The sequence below is a fragment of the Acaryochloris sp. IP29b_bin.137 genome, from assembly GCF_028285745.1.
Classification (GTDB): Bacteria; Cyanobacteriota; Cyanobacteriia; order Thermosynechococcales; family Thermosynechococcaceae; genus Acaryochloris.
This window is the reverse complement of sequence record NZ_JANQOP010000350.1, coordinates 1-18409: the sequence shown is the minus strand read 5'-3', so window position 1 is coordinate 18409 and position 18409 is coordinate 1. Positions and strand designations below refer to the sequence as shown.

Annotated in this window: 15 protein-coding genes and 1 riboswitch; of the genes, 8 read left to right on the top strand and 7 right to left on the bottom strand. The window is 48.5% G+C overall.

What is annotated here, in order from left to right; genetic code table 11:
- Positions 1-177: 177 nt before the first annotated feature.
- Positions 178-2019 (top strand): vanadium-dependent haloperoxidase, encoded by a 1842-nt coding sequence (locus Q0991_RS23635; protein WP_299493293.1) that lies wholly within the window; start codon positions 178-180, stop codon positions 2017-2019.
- On the opposite strand, the gene Q0991_RS23630 is transcribed toward Q0991_RS23635, so the two are convergent.
- From Q0991_RS23630 to Q0991_RS23620, 3 genes are all read right to left on the bottom strand, one after another.
- Positions 1997-2152, bottom strand: coding sequence for a hypothetical protein (locus Q0991_RS23630; protein ID WP_299493290.1), 156 nt, complete (start codon positions 2150-2152; stop codon positions 1997-1999). The genes Q0991_RS23635 and Q0991_RS23630 overlap by 23 nt on opposite strands.
- A gap of 237 nt (positions 2153-2389) precedes the next feature.
- Entirely contained in the window at positions 2390-2788 is a 399-nt protein-coding gene (locus tag Q0991_RS23625; protein WP_299493288.1) for a DUF4259 domain-containing protein, read from the bottom strand.
- Between the two features lie 194 nt (positions 2789-2982).
- A complete protein-coding gene (locus tag Q0991_RS23620) occupies positions 2983-3936 on the bottom strand; it encodes a pentapeptide repeat-containing protein (protein WP_299493286.1) in 954 nt (317 codons plus the stop codon).
- Between the two features lie 79 nt (positions 3937-4015).
- Here Q0991_RS23620 and Q0991_RS23615 point away from each other — a divergent pair, with 79 nt between their 5' ends.
- A complete protein-coding gene (locus Q0991_RS23615) occupies positions 4016-4699 on the top strand; it encodes a methyltransferase domain-containing protein (RefSeq protein ID WP_299493283.1) in 684 nt (227 codons plus the stop codon).
- Between the two features lie 197 nt (positions 4700-4896).
- On the opposite strand, the gene Q0991_RS23610 is transcribed toward Q0991_RS23615, so the two are convergent.
- Positions 4897-5907: a protochlorophyllide reductase gene (locus Q0991_RS23610; RefSeq protein WP_299493281.1), complete on the bottom strand. Its 1011-nt coding sequence runs from the start codon at positions 5905-5907 to the stop codon at positions 4897-4899.
- Between the two features lie 198 nt (positions 5908-6105).
- Here Q0991_RS23610 and Q0991_RS23605 point away from each other — a divergent pair, with 198 nt between their 5' ends.
- The 3 genes from Q0991_RS23605 (at position 6106) to ligA (ending at position 9631) form a co-directional block, all read left to right on the top strand.
- Positions 6106-6570 (top strand): Rad52/Rad22 family DNA repair protein, encoded by a 465-nt coding sequence (locus tag Q0991_RS23605; protein ID WP_299493279.1) that lies wholly within the window; start codon positions 6106-6108, stop codon positions 6568-6570.
- 41 nt (positions 6571-6611) lie between these two features.
- A complete protein-coding gene (locus Q0991_RS23600) occupies positions 6612-7490 on the top strand; it encodes a hypothetical protein (protein ID WP_299493277.1) in 879 nt (292 codons plus the stop codon).
- Between the two features lie 107 nt (positions 7491-7597).
- On the top strand, positions 7598-9631 hold the full coding sequence (gene ligA / locus Q0991_RS23595; protein WP_299493274.1) for an NAD-dependent DNA ligase LigA: 2034 nt from the start codon (positions 7598-7600) through the stop codon (positions 9629-9631).
- A gap of 51 nt (positions 9632-9682) precedes the next feature.
- Here the strand turns inward: ligA and Q0991_RS23590 are convergent, their stop codons facing one another.
- Both Q0991_RS23590 and Q0991_RS23585 read right to left on the bottom strand, forming a co-directional pair.
- Positions 9683-10480: an ABC transporter ATP-binding protein gene (locus Q0991_RS23590; protein WP_299493272.1), complete on the bottom strand. Its 798-nt coding sequence runs from the start codon at positions 10478-10480 to the stop codon at positions 9683-9685.
- Complete coding sequence (locus tag Q0991_RS23585) at positions 10470-11948, bottom strand: branched-chain amino acid ABC transporter permease (RefSeq protein ID WP_299493270.1); 1479 nt, start codon at positions 11946-11948, stop codon at positions 10470-10472. Before Q0991_RS23585 ends, Q0991_RS23590 begins: the two co-directional genes overlap by 11 nt.
- A gap of 181 nt (positions 11949-12129) precedes the next feature.
- Here Q0991_RS23585 and Q0991_RS23580 point away from each other — a divergent pair, with 181 nt between their 5' ends.
- A complete protein-coding gene (locus Q0991_RS23580; RefSeq protein ID WP_299493268.1) occupies positions 12130-13719 on the top strand; it encodes a glucose-6-phosphate isomerase in 1590 nt (529 codons plus the stop codon).
- A gap of 169 nt (positions 13720-13888) precedes the next feature.
- On the top strand, positions 13889-14794 hold the full coding sequence (locus tag Q0991_RS23575) for an FHA domain-containing protein (RefSeq protein ID WP_299493266.1): 906 nt from the start codon (positions 13889-13891) through the stop codon (positions 14792-14794).
- Positions 14795-15257: 463 nt separating this feature from the next.
- Positions 15258-15348, top strand: a riboswitch (cyclic di-GMP riboswitch).
- A 38-nt stretch (positions 15349-15386) separates the two neighbouring features.
- Here Q0991_RS23575 and Q0991_RS23570 read toward each other — a convergent pair.
- Complete coding sequence (locus Q0991_RS23570; RefSeq protein ID WP_299493264.1) at positions 15387-16832, bottom strand: sugar transferase; 1446 nt, start codon at positions 16830-16832, stop codon at positions 15387-15389.
- A gap of 322 nt (positions 16833-17154) precedes the next feature.
- Between Q0991_RS23570 and Q0991_RS23565 the strand changes: the two genes are divergently transcribed.
- Positions 17155-18339 carry an RtcB family protein gene (locus Q0991_RS23565; RefSeq protein ID WP_299493262.1) on the top strand — a complete coding sequence of 395 codons (1185 nt, stop codon included), beginning with the start codon at positions 17155-17157 and terminating at the stop codon, positions 18337-18339.
- The last annotated feature ends 70 nt before the right edge of the window (positions 18340-18409 follow it).

The window sequence follows — 18409 nt, the reverse complement described above, 5'->3', positions numbered from 1 at the left end:
AGAAGGTTAATAGCTGAGGTGGATTTATATAATTTTTCTTCTGATGATATCGAACGAAATCATTACTCCTAATAATGTGATGTTTTGCTAAACCTGCATAATTTTTTTGCTTGTCCCTGACAGCTTATCTAGAAGCACAGAACCCACTACTCCTAAAGATACCAAAGGAAGATTTCTATGACAGATCGTCGACAAGATTCCTATGCAGTTCGAGTTGAAGCCGCAGAGCTAGCTAGAAGTCGAAATCATCCTGACCATCAGGCCAACGGCGATGAACAGAGATATGCTGGCGCAAAATACTTTATGTCCTTCACAAAGGGACTCCCTCATAACCCAAAAACCGGACTCCTTGAAGACCCACAAGATTTCGTCGAGTTCCGTCGAGCCATCGATGATGGCTTGATCGATCCTTTCTCAACATCGGTTAAGCATGGCGCTTTATATGAAGTTTTCTCTGGAGAATTAAAACGGGTAGAACATCCACCGAACAACTTTAGGCAATGGGAAGCCCCCACTGCAGGCGTTGTCTTTGAGTTAGAAGGACCTGATGCCCAAGCCGTAACCATGCCACCAGCCCCGCCGTTACTAGATGCCAATGGGAATCCCAATCCTGAACTAGTTCTAGAAATGGCAGAAGTTTATGAATTAGCGATTCTCCGAGATCAACCCTTCAATGCCTTTGAAAATGGAAAGGAAAATCCTGAGATTACTCAATCTTTAGGACGTCTAAACAACTTAAGTTACGTTAAAAATCAAACAGGGCGGCCTCGTAAAGTTAGTACTACTGGTACTAATGCTGGCAAACTAGATGCACAAACCGTATTCCGGGGTTCCTCACCAGGGGTTGAAGTTGGCCCCTATCTCTCTCAGTTTCTTTTGATAGGCAACACAGACCGAAATGGCAACGGTAATGTTAATGAAGGCCTAATTACCTATGGAGTCTTGCAAATAGACCAGAGAGTTCCTGCGGCTAAGCCTAAAGAAGATTACATGATAAAAATGGACGATTATGTAGAAGTTCAGCGAGGGATAAGGCCCGACCCAGAAAATTATGTACCAGGTCCTTCTGGTCGCCCAGTCCGACGATTTATATCAACACCCCGAGATTTAGCCACCTATGTTCACTACGATGCACTTTATGAAGCATATCTAAATGCTTGCATCATCCTCCTGGAAATGGGAACTCCATTTGATCCAGGTTTTGATCATTTGTCGGGGGTAGGTGCAGCCGCAAGCGATCCTTGCACCCGCCGAAATGCTGGTGGATTTGCACTGTATGGCGGACCTCATATTTTGAATTTGGTCACTGAAGTTGCAACACGAGCATTAAAAGCAGTTCGCTTTCAGAAATTCAACAATCATATTCGGTTAAGACCTGAAGCTTTAGCAGCACGGATAGAACTCATCCGGGATAATGTTTCTCCAGTACCACCAGAATTATCTAAAAATATTGGCGCCTTTAAAACCGAGCTTCAAGAAACGCTGACTCAAATTGAAAGAGGTCCTGGTAATGGTACAAATTTCTTACCGATGGCTTTTCCTGAAGGTTCACCCATGCACCCTGCATATGGTGCAGGCCATGCAACAGTTGCTGGAGCGTGTGTGACCATACTCAAAGCATTCTTCGATACTAGTGCTGTGTTGGTGGAAAGGGACATTAAGGATCCAAAGCCTAATGGCCCAAGAACTGAAGTCAAGTTTGCTCGATACACTTCTGGTGATAGTCCAATTGAGTTCCGAGCCCCAGCACTTAACCAATCTGGCAACAATCTAGATAAGTGCTCTCGAAAAGCGGCACTTACTCTGGAAGGAGAACTTAACAAGCTTGCCGCAAATATCTCCATTGGCCGGGATATGGCAGGGGTTCATTATTTCACTGACTACTACGATAGTTTACGAATGGGGGAAGAAATTGCAATAGGGATTCTAGAAGAACAGGCTTTAACCTATTCAACCGATCCTTTTGTCTTATCAGTGCCCACCTTTGATGGTGACGTTAAAAGGATTGGCCGCCGATGAGTCGTCCAGCCCGTCGTCCCTCCAGAATCCGGCCACCCCATCGGGGGAGAACGCCATCGGTGTTATCCAATTGCTCTACTCGTGAAGTGCAGCCATTTGTGCGCCCAGTTCCGCCTCGAACCAGGAGTGCCATACTTCCTTGTTCCAAACCTCCCACGTGTTCTTTTCCGTTAGAGCTGGTTTTGGCGATTCTAGCAATCTTAATGGCTGTGGTTTTTGTTCAAATGAACTCTAACTTAATCGCTCATTAAGTGGAAAGAAGATTAGCAACGCTGCCACTTATTCCTGAACCAGGAGGGTAATCACAAGTAATTGAGTTGCCCTCCTGATACCTAATAAAGGTGCATTGTTGCGTTAGATGCCGACTTTATCAATAGGGCAATCGCGTTAGCAAATCCTCCAAGCTCGATTGCCAAGCCTCAAAATCCTCTGATTCTTTCCATAAATCCTTGAGTTCAGAGTTAGACATAATTACTTCCACCGCTTGCCTGGCCTTAGCCACCAATGTCGCTGAAGGGGAGGTTCGCTCCTCAGCCCATGCATCAATTTCATCTGGGCAATCTTCGTGGGGTTCCCCTAGAAGCGCTGCCACTGTTTCCGCTGCAGCTACAGCACCTGAGCATTCTGGAGCTTCGGGATAGTCATCTGCTTGGTCAATAATCGTGTTGAGCGTGTCAATGATCATGCCATCGTCTGAGTAGCCTTCTAGATCGGCCACCCAATCCATCGCATCGTCATTTTCAAAGTTGCCATATCCCCATGCGCCCATAGTTGTCCCCTCTATTATTCACGGATAATTTATCCCGAGAATTGCAATTGTTCCAAGAAGAATACGGTTTTTACATCAATATCAGCATTATTCGCCTTGGGATAAAAAGCAACCCATATATCCAAAAAAATGGCCTCTATGGAATAGATGCTTGAATATGCTTATTTTTCCAACAATCTTGATAGCATTCTGCATCAAACCTTGCCAGTCGTCAGAAGTTGTTTGTCGTAAGCCTGTTTGACAAAAGCTTCAATGTTCACTAGATCTGAATGGTCATCCACTTTCAGGCGAATACTATAAGTTCCACCGTGCTTTTTTTCAATATCGCGAATCTCAATCTCGTTCTGATTAAATTCGGTACGTAGCGATTGATATGCCTGTAAAAAAGCTAGCCAATCAATACCATCCATAAAAATTAAATCGAGGGTTGCTAGCTTCGGTTGCACTAGCTTTCTAAACACATCAGCGCTAAAGTCCCCTTCGGGGGGATGACGATCCTGTTGGTCCGCCTTGAGATAAATATGAAGACACTCAATATCATCAAGCTTAGTTTCAATACTAATGTCCCAATTTTGCAAGCAAGCCCCGGTAAAAATGGCTTGGGTAAAATCTGCTGCAATGGCAATCGTCGATTCAAGGGCAGCCGATCTGAGGTCAGCCCCTCGCAGATCAGCCCAGGTTAAGTCTGCCTCTAATAGATCAGCCCCTCGCATATCGGCCCAGCGAAATTCAGCCCGTCTGAAATCCGTCTCCGCTAAGGTGGAATGACAGAGGTTTGAACCACTCAGGGTTGCTCCCTGAAGATTGGCTTGGGTGAGATTGGCAAAGGAGAGGTCGACCCATCGCATCGTCGCCCCTTGCAGGTTGGCTTGGCTGAGGTTTACATGTTCCAGGTTGGTGCCACTTAAATCTGTCCCCGTTAACTGTGCGCCGACCAATTGGGCTTGGCTTAGATTGGCCCAGCGAATAAAAGTGCGGCTAAGGTTGGCTTGGGTAAGGTTGGCCCCGCTGAGGTTAATCTCGCAACAGTCTTTCCCACTCAGATTGGCCGCTTGTAAGTCTGGACTGACTGTTGGGTTGTCTTTCCGCCATTGATTCCAAGCTTCAGTTCCTTTTTCCAGGATTTGCAAGTGCTCTGAGTTCGCCATACCTGCCCCCCAAGCTGGTTTGTTCGATCATGTATTACTAGTCTGCCCTGTAATACTTGAGAAAAAACGGTGCAACTTTATGTTTGAAGAACAACCCCTCTCTGTGCAAAATCGGGTGAAATCTTTAGCCTCGGAAGCCCAAACCCAAAACCAGCCCTACGCTTGGTTTGAGCCTCTATATGCTCAAGCTAGTGGCAATGCAGATCAAGTGCCATGGGCCAAAGCAACGGCTCATCCTTATTTACAAGCTTGGCTTCCAGGACAACCTCAGCCTCCAGCTCAGAGCAAAGCCCTGGTGATTGGCTGCGGATTGGGAAATGATGCTGAAGCTCTGCAAGCCCATGGATATCAGGTGACTGCATTTGATGTATCACCCACTGCGATCGCATGGTGCCACCAACGCTTTCCCAATTCAGCGGTGGACTACCAAGTCGCCGATCTATTCCACTTAGATCCAAGCTGGAATCAAACCTTTGAGTTGGTGTACGAATGCCGAAATATCCAGGCCTTGCCCATCCATTTGCGATCGCAAGTCGTGGGTGCGATCGCACCGCTAGTCGCTCAAACGGGACAGCTTCTCGTCATCACCCGAATTCGTGCCGATGAACAAGCGTGTGAGGGGCCACCCTGGCCCTTGTCACCCATGGAACTGGCTGAATTTGAGACCTATGGACTGGTCGAAACAGAGCGAGCCACCTTTACTGAAGGTGAAACCATTACCGTACAGCAGGTAAGAATCACCTACCGATATGCCCAGGGTTAATTTCAGTTCTGACTTTTGGCTGTGCCTAGATGACGCCTACCCTTTCCTATTTGCTCGAATTTATCTCTTCTCAGCTCTGTTTTCCTGGGTTAATCAACACTTTAGATCTTATGCATTAAGCGATGAGCTTGATTTAAACCGGAAGAGGGCTGTGGAATCCCACGGCCCTCTTGTTTGGATACCAAAGTCTATCTGAATTAACGGGACGTACTCATTTGGGGCATCGACGTATCTTGGCTGGACAGACCCACCAGACCTGCACTTAATTCCCAAAGTCGTTGGGCTTTGGCATTATCTAGAGACTCATTCGACATCTCCTGCTCAAAGGAGGGACGACCTTCTTTCTGGCGATTCCCCCAGCTCCAGTACACACCAGACTTACCGAAGAGTGGATCAGAAACAACCTGTGCCACTCGAGTTCCAGCCAGTTCCTCCGTCACAAAGCCACCCGTGATAAAGCGTTGGAACTTCGGAAACAGGAATCTAAACAGCGCAAAATGATTGCGGAATAACCCTGTAGTTGCCACACATCCGGGATAGAGGGCACTGAAGGTAATTCCCGTAGCGTCATGGTAGCGACGATGGAGTTCACGCATGGTCAGCATATTGCAAAGCTTGCTGTCCTTGTAGGCTTTACCTGGCTTAAATTTCTTGCCATTAATCATGGAAATAGGAGCTTTGAAGCCTGCTTCCAGACCTCTCATATCACCTAAATCAGGTGGTGCAGGAATGGGGATTTTGCCACCCAGCTCTTTGGGGTTGGCGGTTACTGTCCCCAGGATAATCAGACGACGCTGATCATACCCAGACCGCATTAAGTCTTCCAGCATCAGATTGCAGAGCAGGAAATGACCTAAATGGTTGGTACCTACGTTTAGCTCATACCCTTCTGCTGTGTATAAGGGCTTTTTGAGCAGAGGCATATAGATAGCAGCGTTACAGACGAGGGCATCTAACGAACGGCCCATTTCCCGAAAGGTTTTGACAAATCGGTGAATGCTTTCGAAGCAAGCTAGATCAAGATGGATCACCGAGTAACTGTCCCGGGGAATCCCCACAGATTGGGCAGCCGTTTCTGCCTTCAGAAAATTGCGGCAAGCCATAATCACATGCCACTTCCCGGTAAGGGCTAAGGCTTTAGCTGCATATAAACCGACGCCTGAAGACGCTCCGGTAACCACCACTGTTTGCTTTTGATGTTGTTCCATTTGTCGCGCTTCTTAAGCTTTTTTGACTTAAATTTACTAATCTTTAGGTTCACACAGGAATAAGGGTTTCAGGGGATTCTGCAATAAACCTTAAGGAATCGTCGACCAAAGACTGATAAATGGTTTCGGTAATTTGCTTATTGTCACTGTATTTATATTGATGTAATATAGTACAAATATACTGCAAAAGAATTGTCCATGAAGACTGAACTCCTAGACCAGCTCAAAGCCCCCTTCCCAGCCGCAGATCATCAAGATCGAACCCTGCCAGGAGGCGGTAAATGGTTCTTTATCCCGTGGCAGCAAATTCGGAAACGGCTCAATGAGGTTTGTCCAGACTGGTCCGTGTCCTACAGCGATCCGGTCATTGTTGGGGAGTATGTAGTGGTGCGCTGTCAGCTCACCATCGAGGGCCTAACCCGTGAAGGCGTTGGCAACGATAAAGCCTACCCCGAAAAGCAAACCTATGGCACCCCGATTGAACGAGCTATTGCTGATGCCTTTAAAAATGCGGCGGAACAGTTTGGCGTTGGTGCCTATCTCGATAATCAAGAATTTGTCGTTAAGCATATGCAAAAACAGGGGGATGGTAGAGCCTATGCCTATTCGGATGTTCGTCAACAAATCCGAACACGACTGGCCTCGGTGAAAAATCCAAGCTAGAACGGTGGAGAAACAACAGGTGACAAGGGTGGTTAATGGATATGACGAGAGGTGCTGGCCATTGGATCCTTAGCCTAGGTTCGATCTGTGCGCTGGGTCTACTCTCACAACCCGTATGGTCCCAACCTTCCCGGCCTGTTGGTCCGATTGTTGCCAGACCGTTTGTCCATCCCACCGAGAAAAAGGTTGACTATGGTCTACTTATTCGAGCGATGCGGCAGTTCTTAGCGAATGATCGCTACTTACTGAAGTCTGAGTTGACCTTAAAAGCGAATACACCGGGGGCCAGTCTGATCTCAGTGGCTCAAATCCAAACGATTGCAGAAGAACCCAATCGGTTTAGAACCCAAATTACTTTTATCAATGATGCCGGTAACGTGGGGAGAGGGTATCTGCTGGTTTCGGATGGTCTTCAAGTGTGGACTCACGACCTCGTCAACAATATCTACTCGGTTAGCAACTACCAGCAATTCCAAGATGCCAATGACAATTTCCTGTCTGGGATGCTATCCAGACTGTTTTCAACAATCCGCAATAGTGCCGGAAAGGACAATATTTCTCTGTTGGTGACTGTACCAGAAGACAAATTGGTGGAGATTTTGGAAACTAAGCTTGCGCCGGATCAGGCTGAACTCAAGTCTGATACCCAATATTTAGAGGGGGCTAAATATACCACCTACTCCTATTTGGATCAAACGAAGGGATATCAACTGCAGGCCTTTATTGATGCTTTGACATCTGAAATTAAGTACTTGCAAATTGCTAGCCAAAATCGCAAAACCTTAAACTTTAACGTTCAAGAGAAGGTGATTCAGTACACCAATCCTTCCTCGGTCCCTGCCGATGCCTTCCGCTTTGTCCCTCCTGCTAGGGCGAAGCTGCAAAAAACACCGATTTCGATCAATCCATTCCTTCAGTGATTGTTCATTTTTATACCTCTAAACCAGAGTGGGATATACCCTAGCTTCTGGATATCTCTAACTGAGATGAAATTGCCGAACCAAAACTTTGGGAGATTTTGCGGACTGTGAACACAGTATCCTCTTCAGATCAAGCGCGGGTGCAAGAGCTGCGACAGTTGCTGCAAAAAGCGAGCTATGCCTACTACGGGCTGGATGCTCCCCTGATGGAAGATGCCGTCTATGACCAGCTCTATCACGAGCTGGTCGATCTGGAGACCCAGTATCCCCAAATGATTACGCCGGATAGCCCTACCCAGCGGGTGGGGGAGCGGCCTGCGACTCAATTTGTTTCGGTTCAGCATCGGATTCCCCTTTATAGCTTGGAAAATGCTTTTGACCGGGGGGATATGGATACCTGGGATGAGCGCTGGCATAAATTAGTCCCCAACCTCAACAAAGAGCCGGGGTATGTGACTGAACTCAAAATCGATGGATCGGCGTTGGCCTTGACCTATGAAAACGGGTTATTGGTGCGGGGCACTACCCGTGGGGATGGCACCAAGGGAGAAGAGATTACCCAAAATGTAAGAACGATCCGCTCCATTCCTCTGCGCTTGAATATTGAACATCCGCCTGAATGGCTAGAGGTGAGAGGGGAAGCATTTTTAGGACTACAAGTATTTGATCAAATTAACCGCGATCGCATTCAGGCAGGAGAGGCTGAGTTTGCCAATCCCCGCAATGCTGCCGCTGGCACCCTCCGTCAGCTTGACTCCAAGGTGGTGGCCGAGCGCAAGCTGGATTTCTTTGCCTATACGATTCATATTTCTGGTCCCACAGATGATTTGGCCCTTCCCCAAACCCAATGGCAAGCTTTAGAAACCCTAAAGCAGCTGGGCTTTCGGGTTAATCCAAACCGACGCCAGTGCGGAAGTCTGGCAGAGGTGCAGACCTACTATGATGACTGGTCTTTAAAACGTCTCGATCTGCCCTATTTGACCGATGGGGTGGTGATTAAGCTGGATGACTTAGGGGTACAAGACGAACTGGGGTTTACCCAGAAGTTTCCCCGCTGGGCGATTGCCTGGAAGTATCCACCGGAAGAAGCGGCTACCCGCATCGAACAGATTACGGTCAATGTGGGACGGACTGGAGCTCTCACCCCCGTCGCTGAATTTAAACCCGTTCAGTTAGCGGGGACAACGGTCTCGCGAGCGACGCTGCATAATCGCGATCGCATCTCGGAACTCGACATCCATATTGGCGATACGGTCGTGGTTCGTAAAGCCGGAGAAATTATTCCTGAAGTGTTGCGGGTTCTGCCTGAGTTGCGACCTGCGGGGGCTCAGCCCTACCAGATGCCCACCGTATGCCCGAGCTGTGGACAACCTGCCGTGCAGCTCGAATCGGAAGCGGTGACCCGCTGTGTCAATGCCTCTTGTCCAGCGATCTTGCGCGGTTCGCTGATTCACTGGGTGAGCCGAGGCGCTTTAGATATTGATGGGTTGGGAGAAAAGATTGTCGGTCAACTGGCTGATTCCCAAATGGTGCAGTCCGTGGCTGACTTGTATGAACTGACAGAAGACCAGCTGATGGCTTTGGAGCGGATGGGGACGAAACTGGCTCGGAAGATCGTGGGTGCGATCGCAACCTCCAAACAACAGCCTTGGCATCGGGTTCTCTACGGCTTGGGCATTCGGCATGTGGGCAGTGTTAACGCTCAATTACTGACCGAAAACTATCCAACCGTAGACGCATTAATGGCCGTAGACGGAGATGCAATTGCCACCATCCACGGTATTGGTCCAGAAATTGCCCAATCCGTCTATGAATGGTTCCAAACCCCCACAAATCAAACCCTGATTCAACGCTTACAGGCGGCGGGCCTGCAGTTTACCTCGACAACTGCTGAACTGACTCGTCCCCAAACCTTATCGGGTCAGACCTTTGTGATTACGGGAACGTTGCCGACGTTGAAACGGGATCAGGCCAAACAACTGATCCAAGATGCAGGGGGGAAAGTAACGGGGTCAGTGAGTAAAAATACGTCCTACGTTGTTGTGGGTGCAGATGCCGGATCGAAGCTGACCAAAGCCCAATCCCTAGGCATCAAGCAACTATCGGAAGCAGATTTACTTGAACTGCTAGAGTCTGCTTAAGCCTCCCTTTCGGTAAGCATCAATCAAGAGCCAAATAAATGGAGCGCTTGACTACTGCCCTAGATAGGCTTCTAGCACTTCCTTGTTGGACTGGATCTCAGCGGGGGTGCCAACTGCCAGATTTTGCCCCTCGGCCAATACCCAAACGCGATCGCACAAGGACATAATTACATCCATATTGTGCTCAATGATTAAAAAGGTAATGCCGTTGTCGTTCCACCGCTCAACATGCCCACAAATCTGCTGAATCAGAGTGGGATTAACTCCCGCAGCGGGTTCATCCAGCAGCATCAGCTTTGGATCGGCCATCAGTCCGCGGGCCATTTCCAGTAGCTTTCGCTGACCACCCGAAAGAGCACCTGCATAATCTTTGGCTTTAGCAGCTAAGCCCACAGATTCTAATATGACATGGGCTTTTTCTTTCAGCTCTTTCTCCTGTCGGCGAATGATATGGGCTTGGAAAAAGGTATTGTGCAGTTTTTCCCCCGTTTGGTTTGGGGCAGCCAGTAGCATATTCTCTAAAACCGACAGTCTGGATAGAACGCGAGCTACCTGAAAGGTGCGAATCATGCCCTGAAGAGCAATTTTATGGGGTTGCAAACGCTCAATCGGTCTGCCGTTGAAAATAATTCGACCGTGATCAGGGGCAATAAAGTTGCATAGCAAATTAAACAAGGTCGTTTTCCCGGCTCCATTGGGACCGATTAACCCGACAATCTGGCCTTCCGGGACATGAATCTCGGCATTATTAACCGCTTGAATGCCGCCAAAGGCTTTGGAGAGTCCTTGGGCCGTCAACAATAGGTTTTCGGGTTGGACCTGAGGATCTTGCTGGCGCTTATCGTCCAAGGGTGAGTTCCTCCTTCTTGCCCAGCAGCCCCTGAGGCCGCCACATCATCAAAATAATCAGCATCAGGCCAATCACCATCACCCGAAAGGCCCCCAGTCGGGCATCGTCAAGAGGCAAAATATTGGGCAGGATAAAGCGAGTCACCTCATTGTAGGCCCAAAAAATTCCAGCCCCTAAGAGGGTACCGACGTTGTTGCCTGCGCCTCCAGCCACAATAATAATCCAGGCTTGAAACGTGAGCAGGGGGATAAAGCCATCGGGATTAATAAAGGTGAGCTGCCAAGCATAAAAAGATCCGGCAATCCCTGCGATCGCACCCCCTAACATAAAGGATTGCAGCTTGTAGCGAAACACATCTTTGCCCAGGGCCTTTGCGACTTCTTCGTCTTCGCGAATTGAGGTCAACACCCGACCCCAGGGCGAATTCACCCATCGTTCTAACTGCCAGAAAATCACAGCAACGGTCAGAATTAACAGCCAAAGCAGTCCAGCTTTGTAGGTATATTCGCTACTCCCAATGATATGGATACCTAAAAGTTTGATTTCAAATCCCAAACCCATGATCAGAGCGCCAAAAAACATCACCACCAATCCCATGCCCATCGTCACGGTTAACAAACTGAGGTGGGTATTGAAAGGCTGGGCGCGGAGCTGCTGAACGGTTTGTCGGCAGGATGCATAGACTAGAACGACACCCACAATGGCCAGGGGAGCTGCCATAGCGAGCCGCATCATCAGCAAAACAAGTTCTTGTAAATAGGATGGCATCTCAATGGTGAGACTGAGGGAAAAGGAAAGCCACCAGCAGATTGCCACTCCAATTAAACAGATCACATACCCCACAAACAGGGCTGGGGATAAAGGTGCGTGTCCTTCTCGTTGGGGCTGTTGGAGTAGCCATTGCCAGAGTCGCCAGAGGGCCAACCCTAATACCAGGACCAGGGAGGCAATCATCACACCTTTAATAAAGAGATTGGGCTGTAGTTTGGCTAAGGGTAGGGGATAGTTGAAAACGCCACGAGGTCCTCGTGTCAGCCATTCTTCATTAACCGCCACCAGTCGTACAACTTCGGATACACCAATGGTGACAATGGATAGATAATCTTCTCTCAGACGTAGGGTACTGGTGCCAATCGCTAATCCCAGCAATGCCGCCAATCCCGCGCCAATCATTACAGCAATAACTATAGGAACCTGCTCTGGCAGAATATCTCCCAAACCCTTCAAGATGGAAGCGAGCCATGCTTGGCTTTCAATCACTGGATATTGCTCCATCAGTCGCTGAGGCATTTCCTTGACAAAATTGGGCAGGGTTAAGGCAATGGTGGTGTAGGCCCCAATCGTCATAAAGGCAATATGACCAAAGTTAATCAGCCCGGTATAGCCCCACTGCAAGTTCAGACCTAGACTGAACAGGGCATAAATAGTGGTGAAAAGTGCCAGAGAAACGAAATAGCCAACTTCCATAGGCGTGCTAGGGAATCCAAGCGCAGATGCGCCGCCTCAATCAACGTCTTCAGGATTTTATCAGGCCGGGGGATAGTTCCTCTGTCCAGAAATGCTAAAGCCCATCCGAATATTTGGTCACCTTTCCGGGCTGCACGCTATGGTTTAATCATCAACGAACCATCTCACTCAGGAACGATATATGGATGCAGCCGCCCTTTGGCAACGCTATCAAGACTGGCTTTACTACCACGAGCATCTAGGTATCTATGTCGACATCAGTCGCATGAGTTTTGATGACGCTTTTGTGGAGAAATTACAACCTAAATTTGATAAGGCATTTGTGGAAATGGATGCCCTGGAAAGGGGGGCGATCGCAAACCCGGACGAAAATCGGATGGTCGGTCACTACTGGCTGCGCGATCCAGACCTTGCGCCCACGCCCGATCTCCAAAAAGAGATTACCTCTACCATCGAAAAAATAGAAGCCTTCGCTGCCGATGTGCATGCAGGTCGGGTCAAACCGCCAACTGCCCCCCGTTTTACAGACGTGATCTCCATTGGCATTGGCGGGTCTGCCCTTGGGCCTCAGTTTGTCTCCCAGGCGTTGGCTGCCCTCCATCCGGCCCTAGAAACCCACTTTATTGACAATACTGATCCTGCCGGGATTGATCGAATCTTAGATTTATTTCAAGATCGACTGGCTACCACCCTGGTGATTACCATTTCCAAGTCTGGGGGAACCCCCGAAACGCGGAATGGCATGTTAGAGGTCAAGAACCGCTACAAAACCTTGGGATTGGATTTTTCTCAACATGCGATCGCAGTCACAGGAGACGGCAGCAAACTCGCCCAAATGGCAGAAAGCGAAAGCTGGTTAGCCACCTTCCCCATGCAAGACTGGGTCGGCGGACGAACGTCGGAACTGTCAGCAGTAGGATTGGTCCCCGCCTCGCTCCAAGGAATCGCCATCCGAGAAATGCTGGCGGGTGCTAAGGCAATGGATGAAGCCACCCGCGTCCACGATCTGAAAAAAAATCCGGCGGCACTACTCGCTCTGTCTTGGTACTTTGCCGGAGAAGGCCAGGGTAAAAAAGACATGGTGATTTTGCCCTACAAAGATAGCCTGATGCTGTTTAGCCGCTATCTCCAACAGTTGGTGATGGAATCCTTGGGTAAGGAAAAGGACCTGGACGGCACTATTGTGCATCAGGGGATCGCGGTGTACGGCAACAAGGGGTCAACGGACCAACATGCCTATGTCCAAGAACTGCGGGAAGGCATTCCTAACTTCTTCCTTACCTTTATCGAAGTTCTAAAGGATCGAGAAGGCCCTCGGGTGGAAGTAGAATCTGGTGTCACCTCAGGAGACTATCTCTCAGGTTTCCTTCTAGGCACTCGGTCGGCCCTGTATGAGAAACGCCGCGACTCCATTACCGTTACCCTGCCAGAAGTGACCTCTAAGCATATTGGTGCTCTGATTGCTTTATATGAGCGGTCGGTCGGCCTCTATGCCTTTTTGATCAATATCAATGCCTATCACCAGCCGGGGGTTGAGGCAGGGAAAAAAGCGGCTGCTGCCACCTTAGCCTTGCAACATCAGGTTGTTCAAGTCCTTAAAAATACCCTAACGCCCCTACCGATCGAAAGTTTGGCAGCGAAGGCAGGAGCACCCGAGCAGGTCGAAACGATCTACAAAATCGTGCGACATCTGGCTGCCAATAATCGGGGAGTTGAGCTATACGGCAATCCTGCCGAACCAGGGGCTCTCCAAGTCACCTTAAAAGGCTAACAGCAAAGGTTCACATCCACAGCACTGGGCCGATTTCACCCAGACAGGGAGACCCGAAAAATTATCTGCCAAACAACCTCAGTGTTTTTTGTATTAGATGTTTGTTCAGGCGGTGGGATTTCCCATACTAAGACTATGGACCCCATGCCTTTGCCACTAGATCTTGATTATGACCGCTTCACCGACGCCCAAACTGATCATTGCTGCTGCTGAAACCGCACAACCTATTGATCTCACCACTCAAAAAACCTGGACACTTGGGCGAAGCTCGATCAACGCTATTGTCTTGTCCGAGGGGTCAGTGTCGCGACACCATGCCAAGCTGGAGGTCGTCGATAATCGTCATTGCTACTTTGTTGATCTCAATAGTAGTAATGGCTCTCAGGTCAACCACGTACGAGTTACTGAGCCGTTACTTCTGAAGCATGGAGATGTGATTACCATTGGAGCCACAGATATCCGGTTCCATTTCCCCTATGTCACACATTCTGGATCAACCGTCCCTTTTCGACCCAAACAAGTCCTTATGATGCAAGAATCTGCAACTCAAGGCATTATCTGGCAGGAGATTCTCTGCTCACAAGGGTTTGATGTGCGTTGGATTCCCCCTTCTTCAGATTTACAAAAGCGAATCAACTTGGATGCAACAGCTAATGTTCTTCCTGATTTACTCTTAGTGAATATCGATGCCTATCGGGGAGATGCTTTGGCTTTCTGTACATGGTGTAACAATACGTACCCCCAACTTCCTCTATTTCTAACCCTGAGTTCGAACGCCGAAGCTGCTATTGTGGAAACGCCTGCTACTCTCCCTAGTGGTCTAGGCCGGATTTTACCCGCTTTACCTTGCGATCAGCTTTCTGAGAAACTCGACTTATTTGTAGAACACCTACAGTCACTGTTTGAGAAGATTTGTGACTACCCTGTAGATCATCAGGATCTGGCAGCCTCCCTAGCCTCACTGGATAGCATTCTCGATCGTCCCAGTATTCCACCCGTCAATGCTCATCCAGTGGATGACGACCTCGATGACTTTACGATCCTGGATAGCAAGAGAAACCCGCTGGCAAGCTAATTTTGACGGCAAATTCTACCTAACTCGCCCTACTATTTGCAGGCCATTACCAGGCCAATGGTCTTAAACAGTCCTGACACTGCTTTAGCGAAACAACCGATCAGATGTATCACAGCATTGCACTTGATCTGAGTCAATGATACTTAAATCATAAGGACGACTGAGCAGTGATTCGCTACTCTTAGACTGTCCATGGAAGTAAACTCGTTAGAAATAAGCAAACAGAAGGCCCAGGACTTTTTAAGTCTGGCAATATATTCTGATATTCAGAAATTACAGAAAAAACTTTGTAAGGAAATATTAATCTTCTTGAGTCCATGCTCTACAAGGGATTGACGTAATTAAAGTATTTCCATTGAACAATTTAAATAGAAATTTAATGGCTTTTTGTAGTCATGGAGAATAAATCAGTTTATACTCTTATATAGATGGGCTATCGATCCCCCCGTATAGCTCAGTTAAGTCCTCGAAACGGCAACTTGTCTCGAAAGAGCAAGACGCAAATTAACGAGTCTAAACCTTTGGATTAAGGCACGATGGTCGTTAATACCGAAGGGACTTTATTTTTATGGTGGGTCTATTCCGCTGCGCTTCAATACGCACCATAGCCAAATAGCACAATTCTTGCAGTTTCCACCAATATCTCGAGATCAAGGTTCAGCGACCAGTTATCGATGTAATACAGATCTAGGCGAGCAGCTTCATTAAAGTTGCCTACTTGAGAGCGGCCTGAAATTTGCCATAATCCCGTCATGCCGGGAACAACGTGATGGCGAATATGGTGCCAGGAGTCGAACCGCTCTACATCCCGAATGGGCAGCGGGCGCGGTCCTACCAGGCTCATTTGTCCCAATAGAACATTAATCAGTTGAGGGAGTTCATCTAAGCTAGTACGACGCAAGAACTTCCCTAGCTTTGTCAGACGGGGGTCATCTTTGACCTTAAAGAGAATGCCATCTTTATTTTGATTCTGGGATTCCAACTGGGCTTGGAGTACCTCTGCATTAACCACCATGGTTCTAAACTTCCACATTTGGAAGATCTGTCCGCCCAGCCCAACTCGCTCTTGACAGAAGAAAACGGGTCCGGGGGCCGTGAGCTTAATGGCAGCAGCAATCCCCACAAATACGGGCATCAACAAAATCAGCAATCCAAGGGCAGCAAAAATATCGATCAAGCGCTTGACCTGATAATCGAGTCCACCCAATAGAGGGGCTTCGGTCCGCAAGGTGGGAATATGGGCAAACATTTCAGGAATGCCCCGGCGATGGAGCATTTCTATACTGGATGGTAAGAGGCGGAGGGTAATTCCTTCTCGTCTCAATTGCCAATACAGCATTGAGGCCAAATCCGTTTGGGGTAGACCTTCTGCCAACACTTCGACCGCTGGCGTCTTGCAAATCAACTGCATCATGCTATTGGCATTGGCTGTGGAGGAAAGGGCGGCACCAACAATCCGATACTGTGACTGCTGCTGAATCACTTTAGCGAGCACGGGTAAGCGATCCGCAGGCGCAATAATAAAGACCGGAATTTTGCTGCGGTGGAAGAGACCAATTTGTTCTAAGGCAAGGGTTGTAATCAGTCGTAACCCGATCACCATTACCACACTGCCAAACCAAGCTGTAAAAAATAGCGATCGCGGTGCATCGAGCTTGGGATCATAAAAATAGCTGATCACTAAGGACCACAGGTACGTCAAGCTGACCAATTGGCCGGCGCGAACGTAGTGTTTCCAGGCCCCTGAAGTGTTGTACAGTCCACCACAGGCCAAAACGATAACCATCAGGCTTGAAAACACCCAAAATAAGCTAGGTAGCCCTAACCAAGACCACCAAATCAATTGAGGTGGGATAGGCGCATAAAACTGATTAAACCGAGCAGCAATTTTCCAAGCAATGCCCAAGGCCAAGAAATCACTTACCAACAAAGCACCAATTCTGGGCCAACGTCCCATCAAGCCTTTGGCAAATCTTAGTTTTTGAGGGGCTCGAATATCGCCAGTGGAGGGTTCTAATGGGTGAGGTAATTTAACCACAACACTTGAATGGGACAACGCCATAACCTATAGAATTCAACCTAGCAGTTAACTGCTGCCCGTACATGCCCGCCATACTTCCAAAATATTGCTGTAACCATTCCCCTGTGGTGATCGTTCCCTTCTAATGAAGTTAATACAACATTATCCAGATATGGTGTGTTGAAATTGGCGATTAGGCTGAGGGAGGAACTGGAAGAAGGGTTGCCGAATGCTAAAATATTTTGTAGTATATATACTACAGTTGTTCCTGCAATGCATCTGAATATAGATATGGGAATGTTGCTGTAAGTCTTTGCTATTTGTGGATGGGGGTGAAACCATGTCTTACCAACAACTGAAGCTGTCAGCACCAAAGTCAGTCCTGTCTTGGGCTAATCATGATTTGGGGCCAGCAGAAACCCAAATGGCAAAGAATGTTGCTTCCCTACCGTTTGTCTATAAGCATGTGGCCTTAATGCCGGATGTGCATCTAGGGAAAGGGGCTTTGGTGGGATCTGTGGTTGCCACCAAAGATGCGGTGATTCCGGCAGCCGTGGGCGTTGATATTGGCTGTGGCATGGGGGCTGTTCAAACGCCCTTCACTGCCAACCAGTTGGATAGTAAAGTCCTCAAGCAAATCCGCTTGGATATTGAAGCCACGATTCCGGTGGGCTTCAACCAAAACGATGAAGCGGATAAGTCGGTCTACAATTGGCAGCGCTGGCAAGATTTTAAACATCTCCATTCTGGGGTACAGCACCTAGAGAAAAAAGCCTTACGGCAAATGGGCTCTTTGGGTGGGGGCAACCATTTTATTGAAGTCTGCGTGGATTCTGAAGATCAGGTGTGGCTAATGCTGCATTCCGGCTCTCGCAATATTGGCAATATGCTGGCTCAAAACCATATCAAAACGGCGAAGGAGCTAGCCAAGCTGGCGGAGATGAAATTGCCGGATTTAGATTTGGCCTATTTTGTGGCGGGCACTCCTGAATTTGCCGCCTATTGGTGGGATTTGCAGTGGGCCCAAGACTATGCCCGCTATAACCGTGAGGTGATGATGGCCCGCTTTAAGCGGATTGTGGAGAAGCGTTTGGCTGGGGGCAAACCTACCAAGCCGGTGCTATCCGTTAACTGTCACCACAACTATGCAGAGCAAGAGATGCACTATGGGGAGCAGGTCTACGTTACCCGTAAGGGAGCGGTCCGGGCTCGCCAAGAGGACTATGGCATTATTCCCGGTTCCATGGGGGCGAAGTCCTATATTGTCAAAGGCAAGGGGAATCTGGAAAGCTATTGCTCTTGTAGCCACGGGGCGGGGCGGACCATGTCTCGGACCAAGGCGAAAAAGCACTTTACCCTGGATGATTTGATTGAACAAACCCAAGGGGTGGAGTGTCGCAAGGACAAGGGGATTCTGGATGAAATTCCAGGGGCCTACAAGCCGATTGAAGAAGTGATGGCGAATCAGTCCGACTTGGTAGAGGTGGTCGCCACCCTGAAGCAAGTGGTCTGCGTTAAAGGATAGTGGGGGATTTGGGGGGATCTCCCACCCACTGCCTTTGGCCGCTATGATGGAGGCTATTATGGCCATTGTC

Bases quoted from the DNA above. Each gene is read 5' to 3' on its own strand.
- Q0991_RS23635 (WP_299493293.1), top strand. From the start codon at position 178: ATGACAGATCGTCGACAAGATTCCTATGCAGTTCGAGTTGAAGCCGCA.
- Q0991_RS23630 (WP_299493290.1), bottom strand. From the start codon at position 2,152: ATGGCACTCCTGGTTCGAGGCGGAACTGGGCGCACAAATGGCTGCACT.
- Q0991_RS23625 (WP_299493288.1), bottom strand. From the start codon at position 2,788: ATGGGCGCATGGGGATATGGCAACTTTGAAAATGACGATGCGATGGAT.
- Q0991_RS23620 (WP_299493286.1), bottom strand. From the start codon at position 3,936: ATGGCGAACTCAGAGCACTTGCAAATCCTGGAAAAAGGAACTGAAGCT.
- Q0991_RS23615 (WP_299493283.1), top strand. From the start codon at position 4,016: ATGTTTGAAGAACAACCCCTCTCTGTGCAAAATCGGGTGAAATCTTTA.
- Q0991_RS23610 (WP_299493281.1), bottom strand. From the start codon at position 5,907: ATGGAACAACATCAAAAGCAAACAGTGGTGGTTACCGGAGCGTCTTCA.
- Q0991_RS23605 (WP_299493279.1), top strand. From the start codon at position 6,106: ATGAAGACTGAACTCCTAGACCAGCTCAAAGCCCCCTTCCCAGCCGCA.
- Q0991_RS23600 (WP_299493277.1), top strand. From the start codon at position 6,612: ATGACGAGAGGTGCTGGCCATTGGATCCTTAGCCTAGGTTCGATCTGT.
- Q0991_RS23585 (WP_299493270.1), bottom strand. From the start codon at position 11,948: ATGGAAGTTGGCTATTTCGTTTCTCTGGCACTTTTCACCACTATTTAT.
- Q0991_RS23580 (WP_299493268.1), top strand. From the start codon at position 12,130: ATGGATGCAGCCGCCCTTTGGCAACGCTATCAAGACTGGCTTTACTAC.
- Q0991_RS23575 (WP_299493266.1), top strand. From the start codon at position 13,889: ATGACCGCTTCACCGACGCCCAAACTGATCATTGCTGCTGCTGAAACC.
- Q0991_RS23565 (WP_299493262.1), top strand. From the start codon at position 17,155: ATGTCTTACCAACAACTGAAGCTGTCAGCACCAAAGTCAGTCCTGTCT.